Origin of the sequence: Pelagimonas varians (assembly GCF_003208435.1) — a bacterium.
Taxonomy (GTDB): Bacteria; Pseudomonadota; Alphaproteobacteria; order Rhodobacterales; family Rhodobacteraceae; genus Pelagimonas; species Pelagimonas varians.
This window is the reverse complement of record NZ_QKMF01000001.1, coordinates 102,939-120,329: the sequence shown is the minus strand read 5'-3', so window position 1 is coordinate 120,329 and position 17,391 is coordinate 102,939. Positions and strand designations below refer to the sequence as shown.

The 17,391-nt window shown below is 57.5% G+C and carries 15 protein-coding genes; 5 read left to right on the top strand and 10 right to left on the bottom strand.

Annotated features, from left to right (window positions below):
- Position 1: 1 nt before the first annotated feature.
- A complete protein-coding gene (locus C8N36_RS00575) occupies positions 2-913 on the top strand; it encodes an aminoglycoside phosphotransferase family protein (protein WP_097802886.1) in 912 nt (303 codons plus the stop codon).
- A gap of 18 nt (positions 914-931) precedes the next feature.
- Here C8N36_RS00575 and hflX read toward each other — a convergent pair whose 3' ends face one another.
- The 10 genes from hflX to dusB all read right to left on the bottom strand — a co-directional run bounded on the left by hflX (position 932) and on the right by dusB (position 13,589).
- Positions 932-2,206 (bottom strand): HflX GTPase family protein, encoded by a 1,275-nt coding sequence (hflX, locus tag C8N36_RS00570; protein WP_484237532.1) that lies wholly within the window; start codon positions 2,204-2,206, stop codon positions 932-934.
- Positions 2,203-2,442 carry an RNA chaperone Hfq gene (gene hfq / locus C8N36_RS00565; protein ID WP_097802888.1) on the bottom strand — a complete coding sequence of 80 codons (240 nt, stop codon included), beginning with the start codon at positions 2,440-2,442 and terminating at the stop codon, positions 2,203-2,205. Before hfq ends, hflX begins: the two co-directional genes overlap by 4 nt.
- Before the next feature lie 117 nt (positions 2,443-2,559).
- Positions 2,560-4,074: a TrkH family potassium uptake protein gene (locus C8N36_RS00560; RefSeq protein ID WP_097802889.1), complete on the bottom strand. Its 1,515-nt coding sequence runs from the start codon at positions 4,072-4,074 to the stop codon at positions 2,560-2,562.
- A 51-nt stretch (positions 4,075-4,125) separates the two neighbouring features.
- On the bottom strand, positions 4,126-5,502 hold the full coding sequence (gene trkA / locus C8N36_RS00555; protein WP_097803012.1) for a Trk system potassium transporter TrkA: 1,377 nt from the start codon (positions 5,500-5,502) through the stop codon (positions 4,126-4,128).
- A 181-nt stretch (positions 5,503-5,683) separates the two neighbouring features.
- Complete coding sequence (locus C8N36_RS00550; protein WP_097802890.1) at positions 5,684-6,298, bottom strand: hypothetical protein; 615 nt, start codon at positions 6,296-6,298, stop codon at positions 5,684-5,686.
- Positions 6,299-6,327: 29 nt separating this feature from the next.
- Positions 6,328-7,743 (bottom strand): nitrogen assimilation response regulator NtrX, encoded by a 1,416-nt coding sequence (gene ntrX / locus C8N36_RS00545; RefSeq protein ID WP_097802891.1) that lies wholly within the window; start codon positions 7,741-7,743, stop codon positions 6,328-6,330.
- Between the two features lie 25 nt (positions 7,744-7,768).
- Positions 7,769-10,042 (bottom strand): sensor histidine kinase NtrY-like, encoded by a 2,274-nt coding sequence (locus tag C8N36_RS00540; RefSeq protein WP_425451768.1) that lies wholly within the window; start codon positions 10,040-10,042, stop codon positions 7,769-7,771.
- Between the two features lie 105 nt (positions 10,043-10,147).
- Positions 10,148-11,518: a response regulator gene (locus tag C8N36_RS00535; RefSeq protein ID WP_097802893.1), complete on the bottom strand. Its 1,371-nt coding sequence runs from the start codon at positions 11,516-11,518 to the stop codon at positions 10,148-10,150.
- Positions 11,518-12,606 carry a two-component system sensor histidine kinase NtrB gene (locus C8N36_RS00530; protein WP_097802894.1) on the bottom strand — a complete coding sequence of 363 codons (1,089 nt, stop codon included), beginning with the start codon at positions 12,604-12,606 and terminating at the stop codon, positions 11,518-11,520. The genes C8N36_RS00535 and C8N36_RS00530 overlap by 1 nt, the downstream gene beginning before the upstream one ends.
- Complete coding sequence (gene dusB, locus C8N36_RS00525; protein WP_097802895.1) at positions 12,606-13,589, bottom strand: tRNA dihydrouridine synthase DusB; 984 nt, start codon at positions 13,587-13,589, stop codon at positions 12,606-12,608. Before dusB ends, C8N36_RS00530 begins: the two co-directional genes overlap by 1 nt.
- A gap of 184 nt (positions 13,590-13,773) precedes the next feature.
- On the opposite strand from dusB, the gene C8N36_RS00520 reads away from it, so the two are divergent.
- From C8N36_RS00520 to C8N36_RS00505, 4 genes are all read left to right on the top strand, one after another.
- Positions 13,774-14,913, top strand: a complete 1,140-nt coding sequence (locus C8N36_RS00520; protein ID WP_097803013.1) for a bifunctional 2-C-methyl-D-erythritol 4-phosphate cytidylyltransferase/2-C-methyl-D-erythritol 2,4-cyclodiphosphate synthase — start codon at positions 13,774-13,776, stop codon at positions 14,911-14,913.
- On the top strand, positions 14,910-15,404 hold the full coding sequence (locus C8N36_RS00515; protein WP_097802896.1) for a phosphatidylglycerophosphatase A family protein: 495 nt from the start codon (positions 14,910-14,912) through the stop codon (positions 15,402-15,404). The genes C8N36_RS00520 and C8N36_RS00515 overlap by 4 nt, the downstream gene beginning before the upstream one ends.
- The gene (locus C8N36_RS00510) at positions 15,401-15,877 is read left to right on the top strand and encodes a CinA family protein (protein WP_097802897.1); all 477 of its coding nucleotides are present in this window, start codon (positions 15,401-15,403) and stop codon (positions 15,875-15,877) included. The genes C8N36_RS00515 and C8N36_RS00510 overlap by 4 nt, the downstream gene beginning before the upstream one ends.
- A 210-nt stretch (positions 15,878-16,087) precedes the next feature.
- Positions 16,088-17,269, top strand: coding sequence for an ammonium transporter (locus C8N36_RS00505; RefSeq protein ID WP_097802898.1), 1,182 nt, complete (start codon positions 16,088-16,090; stop codon positions 17,267-17,269).
- Positions 17,270-17,391 lie beyond the last annotated feature (122 nt).

Genomic DNA, 17,391 nt, shown 5'->3' with positions numbered 1-17,391 from the left:
TATGAATTTGGCCACCCACCTTGATGCTGAAACCGCATATCGGGGCGCAAGCCTATCCGTGCGGCGGCTGTGGCCGGACTGGTCAGGGGATCTGCTGCCGCTCAAACCACTGGTCGCACCTCTGCGCGCCACGGTGTTTCGGATCACCGAAGCACCGGTGCCCGCTGTGGTCAAAATCTGGGGGCCCGGCAATGCCGACAAAGCCGCCGCCCAAACCACGCGGCAATGCGCGGTTGCCAACCTTATGAACACCGGTCCCTATCGGGCAAGCGAGGTTCTGGCCTTTGATGCCGATCTATGTTCAATGGTGATGCAAGACGCCGGAACAACGACACTGGCAGATGATCTTCGCGATCAGCCAGAGCGACTAGGTTGGATTGCACTGCAGTCCGGTCAATGGCTTGCAAACTATCACAGTCATAGTCTGCGCCCCCATCCATTCCGGCCAGCTGGGCATAAAACATGGCTATTGCGGCTGGTCGAACAGTGCGGAGACGGCACTCGTACACCGCCCAAAGCCGACGCTTTTGTTGCGGCTGCTACGCATCTTGCAAATGAAACACTGGACCTGCGCGGGTTGCCATCGGCAAAAACAATTACCCACCGCGACCTCACGCTGGGCAATCTAATCCAAGGCGAAGACGCGCTTTTTGGAATCGATTTTGAAAACGCGAGAGAGGACGAACCATTTCGAGATCTATTTTCACTGGCTTTGGACTTGGGACAAGCAGGATTGCCAGCGCTCGCTCAAGGCTACGGTCCGCAAACCGCCGATCCCAAGGTGGCAGCATTCTTGTGCCGTGCATTCGCCCTTGGGCTTTGGGCAAACACGCCCGCCACGCCGTCTAAACGGCAGGCCGCACGGCTGAAAATGGCACAGGCTTTGTTTGACATGAAATGGGCAGCCGGTTAACCGCCTGCCCTCACGATGCTAGAGACTTTCGAAGCGGGCTTTGTCTTTGGCAGACCAGCGCACGGTTAGATGATAGCCGTCTTCCTCTTGCGCTTCTTCCTCGATCAGACCCTTTTCAAAGAGCCAAGCCCGTTGCCGCCCAAATTCGTACCCCAAGATCAAATCCTCAACCCGTTGTTCTTCGCCCAAAGCGCGGGTCACTTCCTCAAGGAACTCATCCAAGCCCTCGCCAGTCAAAGCAGAGACCGCAAAGATCGTATCCTCGCGCGCGGCGCGCTGGCGGACTGCATCTGCCTCTTCGGGATCGAGCCGGTCCAGCTTGTTCCACAGTTCGACCTGCGGCGTGCGCTTGTCGACCCCCAGACTGTCCAGAATTGTGTCGACGTCACGGGCCTGCGCGGCGCTTTCGGCGTGTGAAATATCGCGCACATGCACAATCACATCTGCAGCCAGAACCTCTTCGAGGGTGGCGCGGAAAGAGGCCACAAGCTCGGTCGGCAGATCAGAGATAAACCCAACCGTATCGGACAAAATTACATCCGCCCCGGTAGGCAGACGCACCGACCGCATGGTTGGGTCAAGCGTCGCGAACAGCATGTCCTTCGCCATCACTTCTGCGCCGGTCAACCGGTTGAAAAGTGTGGATTTTCCGGCGTTTGTATACCCAACAAGCGCCACAATCGGATAGGGCACTTTGGCCCGCGCTTTTCGATGCAATTCACGGGTTTTCTGAACTTTTTCAAGCTGACGCTTCAAGCGCACCAACTGTTCGTCAATGGCACGGCGGTCTGCTTCGATCTGGGTTTCACCGGGACCACCGACAAAGCCAAGCCCGCCACGCTGGCGTTCTAGGTGGGTCCATGCACGCACCAAGCGGGTCCGCTGGTAGGACAAAGCCGCCATTTCGACCTGCAACACACCTTCGCGCGTTGCTGCCCGATCCGAGAAAATCTCGAGGATCAGACCGGTTCGGTCAAGCAGCTTGACCCCCCATTCTTTTTCCAGATTGCGTTGCTGGACAGGTGTCACCGGCCCGTCAATCAGCACCAGTTCGACGTCATTGGCTTCAAGCTTAGCCGCCAGTTCTGCAACTTTGCCAGAACCAAACAGCATTCCCGGCTGCGGTTTGGGCAGCGGAACAATATCCGAACCGACCACCTCAAGCTCAGGCAAAGCATGAGCGAGAGACACAGCCTCTTCCAAGGCCATAGACGCATCACGCCGGCCCCGATCCGATTTAATGTCAGGATGTAGAACCCAAGCGCGGGTCACATGCGCGGAATGTTCCTTCAAGAGGCGTCTTCACCGTCATAGAGGTTGATGGGCTGGCTTGGCATGATGGTCGAAATCGCATGCTTGTATACCAGTTGCGACTGTCCGTCGCGACGCAGCAGCACACAAAAATTGTCAAACCAAGTGATCACGCCTTGCAGCTTCACCCCGTTAATCAAAAAAACCGTCACCGGAACTTTGGTCTTGCGGACGTGATTTAGAAAAGCGTCCTGCAGGTTCTGTCTATCCGAAGCCATTGAATTGCCTTTTATTCTTGCTTGTGCCCCCAATACGGGCCGTCCCTCATTCAAATGAGTATGTCCAACTAATTAACGAGTTGCCAGCGCAAAAATCGCGCTTTTACAAACAGTGTCCTATCCGCGCCAGATATCGGGGCTGATCATCACAATAATCGCAAGCAATTCCAGCCTCCCCAAGACCATCGCCCCACTTAAAACCAGTTTGGCGGATGGCGGCAGTGCAATCAGATCAATCGGGATCGATGGAGCGGCTGAAATCAACGGCCCGGTGTTGGACAAGGAGGCTACGGTCAATACGACCGAGGATTCAAAGTCCAACCCGTAAAGCCCGAAAATCATCGTCAAAATCGCCAAGGTCACCGCAAAAAGCATAAAAAACACCCAAGCGATAAAAGCGCCTTTGCGCTGGATCCGCCGCATCACCGGGCCAGAGCTGCCAACCGACGACGGGTGGACCAGTTTCTCGATTTCACGCGCACCGTTGACGTATAAGGCAAAGACCCGCAGCAGTTTCACCCCGCCCGCTGTCGTTGCAACACCGCCGCCAAAGATCGCCAGAGCAATCAGGATGATCCCCGGCGTCGACAGGCCGGACCAGCCCTGCGCCGCGCCCCAATCGCCGCTGACAAAGCCGGTTGTCGTCAAAAAGGACATTGCGGTGAACAAACTGCCCCAAAGTGCCCGAAAGCCCGCAAGCAGGTTTTGCTCTTCGCCAACTTCGAACGAGGCGACCCAATGGCGCAAAAACAGCAGTGCCGGGATTATCAGGACAATCACCAGCCCCATGCGAAACTCTGGATCAAACAACAGTCCATTGCGGGTTTTATGCCCCGTGTCCGCTGAAAACGTCAGCCGCGACAGAGCAAAGAACAAAAAGCAAAAAACGATCATCTCACCGGGCATTCCGCTGGGGCTGCCTTGCACACCGCCAAGGGGGGAAATACCCGATGTTGCCATGGTGGACATCGCATGGCTCAGCGCCACCAAGGGCGGATCACCCGCCACCAACAGCATCACGCACAGCGCAAGTGTCAGGCCGGTGTAAATCGGGAACAGCACTTGGGTGCTGCGTAACAGACGTGCAGCTGGGTCATTTTTTTCGCCGCGCCCCCCGCCTTGGATCAAGGTCTGACCGGGAGCGCCAACGGCCGTGACTTCAAAGCCGCCAAGAGCCAAGGGCGCAAGGATGGCAGAGGCAGAAACCCACATCAACAAACCGCCCATCCATCCCACTTGGGCCCGCCAGAGGTGCTCGGGTCCGGACAACCGGCTTGGATCAAACAAGGTTGCCCCTGTGGTGGTCATCGCAGACACCATTTCGAAGTAGGCACTGGTAAAGGACGTGTTCCGCACCGCTTCTTGAAACGGGACAGCCAGCAAGACCGGCAACAAGGCAAAACCCGCCAGCAAGGCCACCAACTGGCTAAGGGCGCTGCCGTTGTGAGGTCGGGTGGCCAATGCGATACCAAACATTGCGGTCATGATCAGCCCGATCAACCCGCCATAAAAGAACGACCGCGCGTCGTGAAATTCCTCGATCATCAAGGCATAGGTCGCGGGAACCATCGCCGAAAGCGACGAAATCCCCAACATCAACAGGAAAAACGGCAGGTTCTTGATCGTGTTCATCGGGCGGCCTTGTTCAGGGCGGGGCCTTTCGGCATGGCGGGGCCTCTCGGGTTAGAAAAAGTCGATCGAGACCTGAAGCAGGCGTTCCACTTCGGCGACATCCTGACTAAGCGCAAACAAGACGATGTGATCGCCCTCATCAATTTGCAGACCGCCGGTGATCCGCACGATTTTGTCACCTTTGCGCACCGCACCAATCAACACGCCTTCGGGAAAATCGATATCGCGGACTTTGGTGCCCGCAATCGGCGACGTGGACAACACCTCCGCCTCGATCACTTCTGCCTCTGCGTCACCAATCGAATACACAGATTTCACCCGCCCGTGACGAATGTGGCGCAAGATCGAACTCACTGTGGTTTGGCGCGGGTTGATATAGGCATCGATCCCCAAAGGTTCCATCAACGGCACCAAAGTCGGATCGTTGATCAGCGCAATCACCATTTTGCAGCCCGCCGCCTTGGCACGCACGGCAGAGAGCATATTGACCTTATCATCGTCAGTCACGCAGAGCGTCGCATCCGCGCGATCTGCCCCCGCCTCGGCCAGCAACGCCCCATCCATACCGTCGCCATGCAGCACAATTGTGCGCTCCAGCTCTTCTGCGGCATGCTCCGCACATTTGCGTTTGCGTTCAATCATTTTGGCGCGCACACGGCTGGTGCCCGCCTCAAGGTGCTTGGCCACAGCCAGACCGACGTTGCCGCCGCCGACAATGACCACCCGTTCTTGTTTGCGCAGGCGTTTGCCGAAAATTTCCAAAGTGCGTGGAATGTCGTCCTGATGGACCATGACATAACAGCTATCACCCACAAACAATTGGTCGCTGGTTTCGGGCGCAAACAAAGTACCTTCGCGGCGCACACCAACAACAACGGACCGCAGTGTCGAAAACAAATCACTAAGCTGGCGGATCGGTGTGTTCACCACGGGGCAGTCTTCTTCGATGGACAGCCCCATTAGCTGCGCGCCGCCGTCTAGAAAAGTCTCTGTGTCAAAGGCTGCGGGGGCCGCCAAACGTTGCAAGGCCGCCTCTGCGACTTCGCGTTCGGGGCTGATCACCACGTCAATAGGCAGGTGGTCGCGCCGATATAGGTCAGAATAAATCGCGGTCAGGTAACTTTGAGACCGCAGCCGCGCAATCTTGCGCGGAACTTCGAAAACCGAATGGGCCACCTGACAGGTGACCATATTGACTTCGTCAGAATAAGTCGCGGCAATCAACATATCTGCGTCGCGCGCACCTGCCTTTTCGAGAACATCGGGATAGGAGGCAAAGCCTGCAATGCCCTGCACGTCCAACGTGTCGGTGGCGCGCCGGACCAGTTCGGGATTGTTGTCGACAACGGTCACATCATTCCGTTCTCCAGACAAATGCCGCGCGATCTGCCAGCCGACCTGCCCTGCCCCGCAAATGATGACCTTCATGCCCATCCTCTTTAATGGTTTAGATCCGAGGCATGACACGCCCCTGCGCCACCGTCAATCATCTGGCATGTTTAGACGGCAGCCCTTGCATGGCAGGCCACTGCATTTGCTAAAAACTTAGGCCCGCGACCGGAGACCAATCCGGATTAGAAATGTCTGCACGGCTGGCAATCCCACCGGTCTACCGCATAGCCTTGGCAGCGCGGCGTTCTTTCCATTCACGTTTTTGGGCAAACACCTCTTGGCGCGGCACCCAGTCGTATTTGGGATCTTTGCGCACGGCGCTGTAGAATAGCTCCCCCTGCCCGAGCCGCCATGGATCAAGTAAAATCCCCTGTTCCATAGATGCGCCGCGGGCCGACACAATCAGGGTCGAATGTTCCACCAATATATTGTCGTGATTGGCAATTGCCCGATGCCAATCCAGCGTTTGAAACCCTTCGCGGGCCATGCGGGCTTGCAAATCATCCGCCCAATGCCGGCACAATCCGCGCGGTTTGGTCCCCCGGTTCACTTTGATATTGTGAATGTAAGGGGCGTCTTCCATGCCCCAATCACGCGCCCATTGCAGGGGTTCCTCGACTGCGATGCGGGCAACGCGCGCCGCTTCATCCGGATCAATCGATGGTGACAACCGCGCAATCGCGTCTGCCAAATCGGCGATCTTGGCCTCTTCTGCATCGATCTGGGCAAAAGCCATTGTTTGCGGCACCCCCTGATCAGCTCTTGGCGCGGCGCATCCCGCCACAGCCAATACCGCCAAACTCAGGCACAGACCCTTGGTTGCTAACCGCATGTCACCCCCGAACACGACCAAAGCCCCGATCAGGAGGCTTCTTCCACTTCTTCTTCCAATTGGGCCACCCGCGCGCCGGCTTTTTGCGACGTCACAACCCCAAGCGACTTCAGCTTGCGGTGCAGCGCCGAGCGTTCCATCCCGACAAAGGATGCCGTGCGAGAGATATTGCCGCCAAACCGGTTGATCTGTGTCAGCAGGTATTCCCGTTCAAAGGCCTCACGGGCTTCGCGCAGCGGCAAGGTGGCCAGAGTGCCGGACAACACAACACGGCCATCGTCGCTTTCGGTTGGGCCAGCGTCCTGAGGCAATTCGCGCGCCTCAATCGGGCCGGTTCCGTCGCCCAGGATCAACACCCGTTCGATCAGGTTCTTAAGCTGGCGCACATTGCCCGGCCAAGTCATCGTTTGCATCAAAGCAACCGCATCTTCGGACATCATCCGCAGCGGCAGACCTTGGTTTTGATTGCAGTGCTCAATGAAATACTGTGCCAAAACCGGAATATCTTCGCGGCGCTCGGCCAAGGACGGCACAGCAATCGGCACCACATTCAGCCGGTGATACAATTCTTCGCGAAACAGGCCCGAGGCAATAGCGTCCTGCAGATTGCGGTTGGTCGAACTGATCACCCGCAAATCCACTTTCACTTTGTCAGATCCGCCGACACGGGTGAATTGCTGATCCACCAGAACCCGCAGGATCTTGGATTGCGTCCCAAATGGCATGTCCGCCACTTCGTCAAAATAGATCACCCCGCCATGCGCCTGTTCCAGCAGACCGGGTTCAACACCGCGTTGGCCGCCCTCATAGCCAAAGAGCATCGGCTCCATGACTTCGGGTTCCATGCCAGCACAATTGACGGTCACAAAGGGCGCGTTGGCACGGTTGGAATTGGCATGCACATAGCGCGCCGCCACTTCTTTGCCGCTGCCAGCCGGACCGCTTAGCATAACGCGGCCATTGGATTTGGTGACCTTATCAAGCTGACCTTGCAAAATACGGAAGGACGCGCTGTCGCCAATCATCTCGGAGGGTTTGCTATCCCCCTGCTTGAGCTTGCTGTTCTCACGGCGCAGCAAGGATGCTTCCATTGCGCGGCGGATGACCACCAGCAACTGGTCAATATTAAAAGGCTTTTCGATAAAATCATACGCCCCCTGCTTGATCGCAGCGACGGCAATTTCAATGTTGCCATGGCCCGAGATAATCACAACGGGCACATCGGGGTTGTCACGCTTGACGCATTTGAGGATGTCGATTCCATCCATCTTGCTGTCTTTAAGCCAGATATCGAGGATCAAAAGCGCCGGTGGCTGCGCCTCGATCTCGGCCATTGCATCCTGACTGTTGCCGGCCAACCGGGTGGTATATCCTTCGTCTTCAAGGATATCCCCGATCAGTTCCCGAATATCACGTTCGTCATCGACGATTAGAATATCGCTCATGTCATGCTCCTCGCCAAACCCAATGTTAAACTCCTTCCAAAAGCCGGGCGTGATCTTCGCCGTCAACCGCTTTGGTCAGCGGCAGTTTGATCACAGCCATAGCCCCTATATTGGCACCATCCGAAAAGGCCGGTGCATTCTCAAGAACCAGCGTGCCGCCGTGTTCTTCGATGATCTTCTTCACGATGGGCAGGCCAAGGCCGGTGCCCTCATCGCGGGTGGTGACATATGGATCAAACAGGCTGGCGCGGTCTTCAGGCAGGCCTATACCATTGTCCATAATACGAATTTCTGCGCTGCCTTCGTCGATCAGCTTGGCCGATACGCGGATTTCAGGCCGGTGCCCGTCCGGGGCCCCTTGCTTTTGCAGGCTCTCAATCGCTTCGCCGGCGTTTTTCATCAGATTGGTAAGCGCCTGCCCGATCATGGTCGAATCCAGATCCGCGGGCATTGGTTTGCGCGAAATGTCCGATACAAAACGCACGTGCGGCTGGCCGTTGTCTTGCAACAATACAGCAGCCCGCAACAATTCACCCAGATCTTCGGGCTTGCGTTCCGGTTCCGGCATCCGTGCAAATTTCGAGAACTCGTCCACAATGCGGCGCAAATCGCCGGTCTGGCGGATGATGACATCGGTCATATCTTCCAGCTGCTCGGCGCTTTTTTCATCCAGTTGACGGCCAAACTTGCGGCGAATGCGTTCTGCGGACAACTGGATGGGGGTCAGCGGGTTCTTGATCTCATGGGCGATCCGCTGCGCGACATCCCCCCATGCTGCGGTGCGCTGTGCGCTGACCAGATCGGTCACGTCATCAAAAGCCACAACATACCCCTCAAGGCTGCCATCGGTCCTGCGGCGGCGCGAGACCCGCACCAACAGGTTTTCCATCTGGCCTTCACGGCTGACTTTGATTTCTTCTTGAACCGTCTCGCGGCCCTCATCGCGCAAACGATCAAAGACTGGTCCGAATTCCGGAACAGCAACCGAAATCGGGTCAGAGCGGTGGGTTTCATGCCAGCCAAGCAACCTTTCGGCGGACCGGTTCACAAAAGTCACTTTGCCATCCGCGTCCAGCCCGACAACGCCAGAGGTAACAGAGGTCAAAACGGAATCGAACAATCGCTGGCGGCGTTCAATCTGGCGGGTGTTTTCCAGCAACTCTTCGCGTTGCCCTTTCAACTGACGGGTCATCTGGTTGAAATACCGGCCCAGCATGGAGATTTCGTCATTGCCGTCGTCTTCGAAGACCTGAACATCCAGATCGCCTGTCCCGACCCGTTGCGCCGCGCCAGTCAGACGGCCAACAGGGCGGCTGAGGCGTTCGGCAAACCACAACCCGGCCCATGTTGCCGCAAGGATCAAAAGCACCGCAAACCCAAGATATAGCAAAGCAAAATCAAACAGTTGACGCCCACGCTCGCTTTCTTGTTGTTGGTATAATCGCGCGGTTTCCTGGGTTTCGTCCAGCAGTTCAAGCAACGCGCCGTCAACTTCGCGGCTGATATACAAATAGCGGTCGTTAAAGGCGCGCAACTGGATCAACGCCCGATATTCGTTATTGGGCCAGTCCGGGATCAACACAACCGGCGTATCGGCAAGTCCGTCAAACTGTGCCTCATCGGGTTTTTCGTAATCAAACAAATAACTGCGTTCGCCGCGGGCGCGAATTTCGCCGTCCCCGTTGATGATATAGGCTTCGCGCAGACCACGCTGGATTTGACCTTGGCCCTGGCTTAGCACTTGGCGCAGATCGCCGTCGTCCATGCTGAAATTGCGGCTGCGGCTGGCGTCAACAAACCCCCCCAACGCCCAGACATCCTGCGTCAGCCCCTGCCGCTGTTGTTCATCATAGGATTTTGCTGCAGCCAGCGACGCCCCGACCACGTTTTGCACACGGCTGGAAAACCATGTCTCAAGCCCGATATTGATGGTGAGAACCGCGAAAACCGCAACGGTGATGGTTGGCAACAATGCCATCAAGGCAAAAGCGGCGGTCAAACGCATGTGCAAGCGTGATCCGGCAGATTTTGCCCGCCGGTCCGCGATCATTCTGGCAACACGCCCCAAAACCATCGCGGCCAGCAGCATCACATAAACCAGATCGGCCAAAATGACCAAACGCAGACTGATTTCTGTGGCCCCCTGATCCAGAGGGCCCAAAACCAAAAAAGTCACCAACGCCAGAATCGGCCCCAACGCGACCACAGTCAACGTCATTGCATTCTGAACACGCCGTTTCCGGCGCAGCCGCGTAAACCGGCTCCATGTCCAAGAGCGTGCCCTAGTGGCCACAGCCAAACCTCTTACTGATGCGCCGACTTAGGGTTCCCCAAGCCAGCTACCGCCACATTTTGTGGTCTTTCCAACACAACAAAGCATCGGCGCCACAGTTATGTGACCCTTTTACATCAACTTGCGGCGGCGTGTCACGTTAATATCAAGCTCTGTGATTTTCTTTCTGAGAGTGTTTCGGTTGATTCCCAATAAATCAGCACATTTGGCCTGATTCCCGCCCGTTGCCTCAAGGGCGATCTCGATCAGCGGGGCCTCTACTTCGCGCAAAATCCGGCCATACAGACCCGCCGGCGGCAACAAAGCACCGTGCAGATCGAAATACCGGCGCAGATGGCGCGCAACACTATCGCCCAGCTTGTCGCCATCCCCGCCGCGCAGAACCGGCCCCGTGTCCGGCTGGTTGCCCAAAACGGTTTCAACTTCGGACCGGCTGATTTCTTCGGACCGGCTGGTCAGGCTAAGGCGGCGCACCGCGTTTTCCAACTGGCGCACATTTCCGGGCCATGAATAGACGCGAAACAGCTCTGCTGCACCATCTGACAACACCCGCCGCGGAGATCCGTCACGTTCGGTGCGGGTCAGGAAATGCTGCGCCAAAAGGGGAATATCCTCAACCCGTTCACGCAGGCCCGGCACCTCAATGGCGGCCCCGTCCAGACGATAGAACAGATCCTTGCGCACCTTGCCGTCTTCAATCAAGGACGTGGCATCATACTGCGAAGACGCGATAAATCGCGGCACGTGGTCCCCCGGCACATCCATCATACGCACGATGCGGCCTTGAACTTCGTCATCGATATCCGCGATTTCGTCGATCAAAAGCGTACCGCCGCGCACCCGCGCCAGAACCCGTGCAGGCCCGTCCAGCTCTGTCAAATCGGCACCCGTGACGGTCACAAAAGGCAAGCTCCGCCGATCTGAAAAATCGTGCAATGCCTTGGCAATCAAAGACTTGCCGGTGCCGCTTTCGCCCGTCACCAAAACGGGCAAATCGGTATTCATCACCCGCGCGACCAAACGGTAGAGCGATTGCATCGCTGGCGTCTTGCCAACCAAGGGCAGCTCTTCGGGCGCATCTGCACCGGTCACCGGCTCTTCTCGGCGTGGCGCACGGTTGCGCGTATCCAGCGCCTTGGCGGTGCGTTTCATCAAATCGGGCAGATCAAACGGCTTGGGCAGATAGTCATATGCCTCGGCCTCGGCGGCCTGAATGGCGGTCATGATGGTGTTTTGGGCCGAAATCACAATCACCGGCAAACCGGGCCGGTCTTGATGGATCTTAGGCAGCATTTCCAGACCATTGCCATCCGGCATCACCACATCGGAAATCACCACATCCCCTTTGCCCTCGCCGACCCAGCGCATAAGCGTGGTCAAGCTTGAGGTGGCGTGCACCTTGCACCCCGCGCGGGTCAACGCTTGGGTCAAAACGGTACGGATTGTGCGATCATCATCGGCAACAAGGACGGTTCCATCCATCACTTAGTCTCCTTGGCATGGCCCGTCGGCTTTGTAACAGCGCGGGGCAACGATATACGAAAAACGGTCCGGCCGGGGACACTGTCCACCGAAATCCAGCCGTCGTGGTCTGAAATGATTTTGCTCACCAAAGCGAGGCCGAGGCCTGTGCCGTTTTCACGGCCGGATACAAAGGGATCGAACACATCGCTGGCAATGTCCGGCGGCAAGCCTTTGCCGTCATCGATGATTTCGATTTGCAGCGGTAGGGTTTGCGCCGACCCATCCGCACGGCGAGTGCGAAAACTATGGTCGTAATAGGTGTGCAACCGAATGGTGCCGCCTTTGGAATCCGCAGCTTCTGATGCGTTTTTAAGCAAATTGAGGATCACCTGGACAAGCTGGTCAGGGTCGCCAGATGCCATGGGCAAGGACGGGTCATAGTCTTCGATGATGGTCATATGACCACCAAAGCCCAGCGACGCGGATCTGCGGGCCCGGTCCAACACATCGTGAATGTTGACCTCGCGCCGGACAGGTTCCGACAGGTTCCCGAATTGTTCGACCTGCTCAAGCAGTTTCACAATCCGGCGGGTTTCTTCAACAATCAGATCGGTCAGTTCAAGGTCTTCTGGCGGCAAATTCATACTGACCAACTGCGCCGCGCCGGTGATGCCCGCCAGCGGGTTCTTGATTTCATGCGCCAGCATTTCGGCCATGCCGATGGCGGATTTGGCTGCGGATTTCACCGAATGGTTTTGCGTCATCCGCCCCGCCAATTCGCGCGGTGAAATCAGCATCATCATCCAGCCTATCCGCCCCTGCAGCGGGGCAATCTGCAAATTACACACCAAAGGCGCGCGATTGCCGGTGCCCACATCCACATCATTCACAAAAAGTGCCGTGCCATTTTTTCGCGCACGGGCCAGGCTTTCCTCAAGCGGGGCGTCAATATGAACACGATCCCAGACCGGTTGCCCCATCAGGGACTTGGACGACGCGTTCAAAAAGCCTTCGCCAGCAGGGTTTACACCACCGATATTTTGATCGGGATCAATCAACAGCGCCGGAACCGGCAAAGAAGACCAGATAGCATCAGATTGTGGCATTATGCGGCCTCCTGCATGTCGTTGGCTAGGGCTTCGGGCAGCAGGCGCAGCACCTCTGCGCTGCTTTTTTCAGTCAATACGCGGGCCCTAAGCGCACGCGGGGTCGCGGCGCGGTCCATATACCAGCCCAGATGTTTGCGGGCGCAGCGATTGCCCAGCACCTCACCGTAAAAGCCGAGCATTGCTTCGTAATGGCCTGAAACCATGTCACTAAAGGCCTTTCCATATGGGATGTCCGGTTGCGGCGTCCCATAGAGCGCCGCCGAAATTTCCGCCAGCTTCCAAGGCGCACCTTGCGTGCCGCGTCCAACCATCACGCCATCTGCGCCAGAGCCGCGCAAAGCCGCCCGCGCCGATCCTGATCCGACAATATCGCCATTGGCAATCAACGGCACGTCAATCGCCTCGCGGACCGCGCGGATCGCGTGCCAATCGGCCCGACCTTTGTAAAACTGACAGCGCGTCCGGCCGTGGATCACCACCATCTGAACGCCGGCTTGAACTGCGCGGGACGCAAGCACTGGCGCGTTGATTGATGCGCCGTCCCAACCCAGCCGCGTCTTGAGCGTAACTGGTACATCCACCGCCGCCACGACGGCTTCGATCAGGCTAAGTGCATGGTCTGGCATCTGCATCAAAGCAGAGCCGGACCAACCGCCTGTGACCTTTTTCGCGGGGCACCCCATGTTGATGTCAATCACCCGCGCGCCCATGTCAGCCACACGCTTTGCCGCTTCGGACATGGCCCCCGCGTCACGGCCCGCGATCTGGACCGATGTGTTTTCGATTTGCGCGCCCAGTTCTGCCTTTTCACGGGTGCCGGGACGGGCTGTCAGGAATTCGCCCGATGCAATCATCTCGGACACCACCAAGCCTGCGCCAAAGCTGGACACCAGATTGCGGAACGGCAAATCGGTGATTCCCGCCAGAGGGGCGAGTATCACAGGTGCCGATATCCTTTGTTTTCCGAGAGAAAAGCCCAAACGCCTAATCCTTGTGCATTGCCTATTACGTAGCCCCTGCGCCCATACTCTACAATATTTCAAGCCATTTTTGCATGTTGCGCCGCAGCAATTCCTGTCAACTGCCTAATATTTAATCACCTCTCTTGCCAGATTGCGAATGCGCGCCGCAGCGCATAAACCCGTGCCAGTAGAAGGTGAGACCATGACAACAGCTGCCATCATCGTCGCCGCAGGGCGCGGCACCCGAGCCAAAGGGCCACTGCCAAAACAATGGCAAGAGGTCGCCGGAAAACCTGTCGCGCGCTGGACGCTTGAGGCGTTTTGCGCGCTGGATCAGGTCATTATGGTCATCCACCCGGACGATGAAACCCGCGCTATGGATCTAATCAACGGCTTGGAAGTGACGCTGGTACATGGTGCAGCAGATCGCGCCGGATCGGTCCGAAACGGGCTTGAGGCCTTGGCAATATCGCCGCCCGACCACGTTCTTATTCACGATGTCGCCCGCCCTTGCCTGCCTTGGCCGGTTGCACAATCGGTGCTGGACGCGCTTGAAGCCTACTCAGGCGCGGCCCCTGCCCTTGAGGTAACGGATGCGCTTTGGACCGGCGCGGCGCAACGTGTCACCGGCACCCGCGATCGCAGCGGGCTGTTTCGCGCCCAAACGCCACAGGGCTTCCACTACGCTGCCATTCTAGCCGCGCACCGCGCCCACCCCGGCGGCGCGGCGGATGATGTAGAAGTGGCACGCGCCGCAGGGATGGACGTCGCCATCGTTCCGGGTGATGAGCGGAACTTGAAAATAACCGGCCCCGATGATTTTGATCGGGCAGCACAATTACTGGCCCCTAAGGAGAACAGCATGGACATACGGCTTGGCAACGGCTTTGACGTACACGCCTTCGAGGAGGGTGATCATGTCATTCTATGCGGGGTCAGCGTGCCGCATGATCGCAAACTGAAAGGTCATAGCGATGCCGATGTCGGCATGCATGCGGTCACCGATGCGATTTATGGCGCGCTGGCGATGGGTGACATCGGCCGCCATTTTCCGCCCTCTGATCCGCAGTGGAAAGGGGCCGCGAGCGAGATTTTCTTGCGCCATGCCTGCGATCTGGCCCGCGACAAGGGGTTTGAGATCGGCAATGTCGATTGCACTTTGATCTGCGAACGGCCCAAAGTAGGGCCACACGCCAACGCTATGATGGCCGAAATGGGCCGTATTATGGGGCTGCCTTCTGATCGTGTGTCGATCAAGGCGACAACCTCGGAGCGGCTGGGATTTACAGGACGCGAAGAAGGGATTGCGGCGCTTGCCACCGCAACATTGGTGAAAACATGAAAGCTATCGCATCGCTCTGTTATGTCGGGTTCTTGAAACCTGCGCCCGGGACCTGGGGATCGCTGGCCTCTTTGCCTTTGGCCTATCTTGTGCACCAGATAGGCGGGTTCACCTTGCTGGTGGCGCTGACCACCCTCGCCTTTGGATTGGGGTGGTATGCAACTGCGCAGGTCACCGCCAATGCCGTGACCGAAAAAGACCATGATCCCAGCTGGGTGGTGATCGACGAATTGGTTGGTCAGTGGATCGCCCTGTTTCCGGTCAGCTTCGGTGCCGGCATGATGGGGATCGAGATCTGGCGGCTGTGGCCCGGCTGGATCGCCGGATTTGTGCTGTTCCGGCTGTTTGACATCACCAAACCGTGGCTGATTGGCAAAGCCGACCGTATGGGCACCCCTTTGGGAGTCATGCTGGATGATGTTGTCGCTGGCCTGTTCGCCGCGATTTGCACCATTGCGCTTGCCTCTCTTTATCACGGGGTGCTGATGTGACCGAAGCGCTTGCAGCCCAAATTCTGGATCTTGCCCGCACTCAGGGCAAGACCGTCACCTGCGCCGAAAGCTGCACAGGCGGCAAGGTTGCAGCAGCTTTGACCGACATTGGGGGCAGTTCGGCGATTTTTGAACGCGGCTTTGTCACCTATTCCAACACCGCCAAAGCAGAAATGCTGGGCGTCCGCCCGGCCTCATTGGAAACCTACGGTGCCGTCTCCGAAGAGGTCGCGCGCGAGATGGCGCTTGGGGCACTGTCCGCCGCCAAGGCCGATATTGCCGTGGCGATCAGCGGCATCGCAGGGCCCGGTGGCTCTGATTTCAAACCCGAAGGCAGGGTCTGCTATGCCCTTGCCACCGCCCAAGGCGTCACCAGCGAAACCGTCGAACACGGAGCCTTGGGGCGCGCCGAGGTCCGCAGCGCGGCCACCCTGCACGCCCTGTCCTTGATCTTGGTAGCGCTCTCAAACTAAGCAGGCACATCAATTGCCGCCCAATTGCTACGCAAATTGAAAAATTCCAAAACGCCCTATTTTGGGGCGTATTGGAATTTTAGAGCCTATATTTTGAGCAATACGCAAACCGGCGCAGATTTACGCAGCCTGAAACCACCTTGCATCTTTTTTCCGCGTCCGAATCCCGCTTGAAGCCCTGTCAAACGGGACAACTGAAGGGAAAGACCAATGAACGGAGCGGATACCGCCTGGATCATCGTCGCCACTGCGCTGGTGCTGTTCATGACACTGCCGGGTTTGGCATTGTTTTACGGCGGGCTTGTACGGGCGCGCAACGTGCTCAGCGTTTTCATGCATTGCTACGCCATCGCCTGCCTGATGAGCGTGCTTTGGCTGGCTGTCGGCTACTCCATCGCCTTTGGCGGCGGCGGAACCGGTTTTTGGGGCGGCTTGGACAAAGCGTTCTTGAACGGTGTTACGGCGGATAGCCTGTCAGGCACACTTCCAGAAGTGCTGTTCTTTGCCTTTCAGATGACTTTTGCCATCATCACACCGGCGCTGATCGTCGGCGCTTATGTCGAACGCATCGGATTTGGTTTTGTGATGCTGTTTTCCGGCCTTTGGATGCTGCTGTGCTACGCACCGGTGGTTCACTGGATCTGGGGCGGCGGATTTCTGGCAGATGGTGGCATTTTCGGCGAGATCGGTGTCAAAGACTTTGCAGGCGGTATTGTGGTGCACGAAACAGCCGGTCTGGCAGCGATCTTGATTGCGGTCTTTCTTGGCCCGCGCAAAAACCACAACACTCCGCCACACAACCCCGGCTATGTCATGATCGGTGCGGCCATGCTTTGGGTCGGCTGGTTCGGCTTTAACGGCGGCTCTCAACTGGCGGCAGATGGCGGCGCGGCCATGGCGCTGACTGTAACGCATATCTCAGCGGCAACAGCATCGCTGTCATGGGCCTTGTGGGAAAAGATCAAGTTTGGCAAAGCATCGCTGGTTGGCCTTGTCACCGGTACAATCGCCGGTCTGGCGTCGATCACCCCCGCATCCGGCTTTGTCGGCCCGATAGAAGCCTTGGCCATCGGTGCCATCGCCGGTGTGCTGTGTCAGGAAGCGGTGACCTTGGTACGCAACAAGTTGAAAATCGACGACACACTGGATGTGTTTGCGGTTCACGGCGTTGGCGGCATCTTTGGCACAATCATGATCGCCGTCTTTGGCGCTGGCACATGGGCGGCCCAGCTGGGCGGCTTGGTCATCGTGGGGATCTTCACCACAGTTGTGACAGTGGCGCTGATCTTTATCGTCAAAGCCATCACACCGCTGCGGGTTGACGCGGAAACCGAAACCAACGGGCTGGACCTGATGGTGCACGGCGAACGCGCCTACGATCACAACAGCTGATTTTCGTACGCTTGCGACATAACAAAGGGGCCCTTCGCGGGGCCCCTTTTTGTTTGCACGCCTAAAAGCCGTGGAAACAATGCAGTCTGAGGGGTTTCAAGAAAGCCAGTGCAAAACGCCGA

Excerpts from the sequence above, each read along its gene's own strand:
- C8N36_RS00515 (WP_097802896.1), top strand. The coding sequence starts at position 14,910 with ATGAAAGCTATCGCATCGCTCTGTTATGTCGGGTTCTTGAAACCTGCG.
- C8N36_RS00505 (WP_097802898.1), top strand. The coding sequence starts at position 16,088 with ATGAACGGAGCGGATACCGCCTGGATCATCGTCGCCACTGCGCTGGTG.
- ntrX (WP_097802891.1), bottom strand. The coding sequence starts at position 7,743 with ATGAGCGATATTCTAATCGTCGATGACGAACGTGATATTCGGGAACTG.
- C8N36_RS00520 (WP_097803013.1), top strand. The coding sequence starts at position 13,774 with ATGACAACAGCTGCCATCATCGTCGCCGCAGGGCGCGGCACCCGAGCC.
- C8N36_RS00530 (WP_097802894.1), bottom strand. The coding sequence starts at position 12,606 with ATGCCACAATCTGATGCTATCTGGTCTTCTTTGCCGGTTCCGGCGCTG.
- C8N36_RS00575 (WP_097802886.1), top strand. The coding sequence starts at position 2 with ATGAATTTGGCCACCCACCTTGATGCTGAAACCGCATATCGGGGCGCA.
- hfq (WP_097802888.1), bottom strand. The coding sequence starts at position 2,442 with ATGGCTTCGGATAGACAGAACCTGCAGGACGCTTTTCTAAATCACGTC.
- trkA (WP_097803012.1), bottom strand. The coding sequence starts at position 5,502 with ATGAAGGTCATCATTTGCGGGGCAGGGCAGGTCGGCTGGCAGATCGCG.
- C8N36_RS00535 (WP_097802893.1), bottom strand. The coding sequence starts at position 11,518 with ATGGATGGAACCGTCCTTGTTGCCGATGATGATCGCACAATCCGTACC.
- C8N36_RS00560 (WP_097802889.1), bottom strand. The coding sequence starts at position 4,074 with ATGAACACGATCAAGAACCTGCCGTTTTTCCTGTTGATGTTGGGGATT.
- C8N36_RS00550 (WP_097802890.1), bottom strand. The coding sequence starts at position 6,298 with ATGCGGTTAGCAACCAAGGGTCTGTGCCTGAGTTTGGCGGTATTGGCT.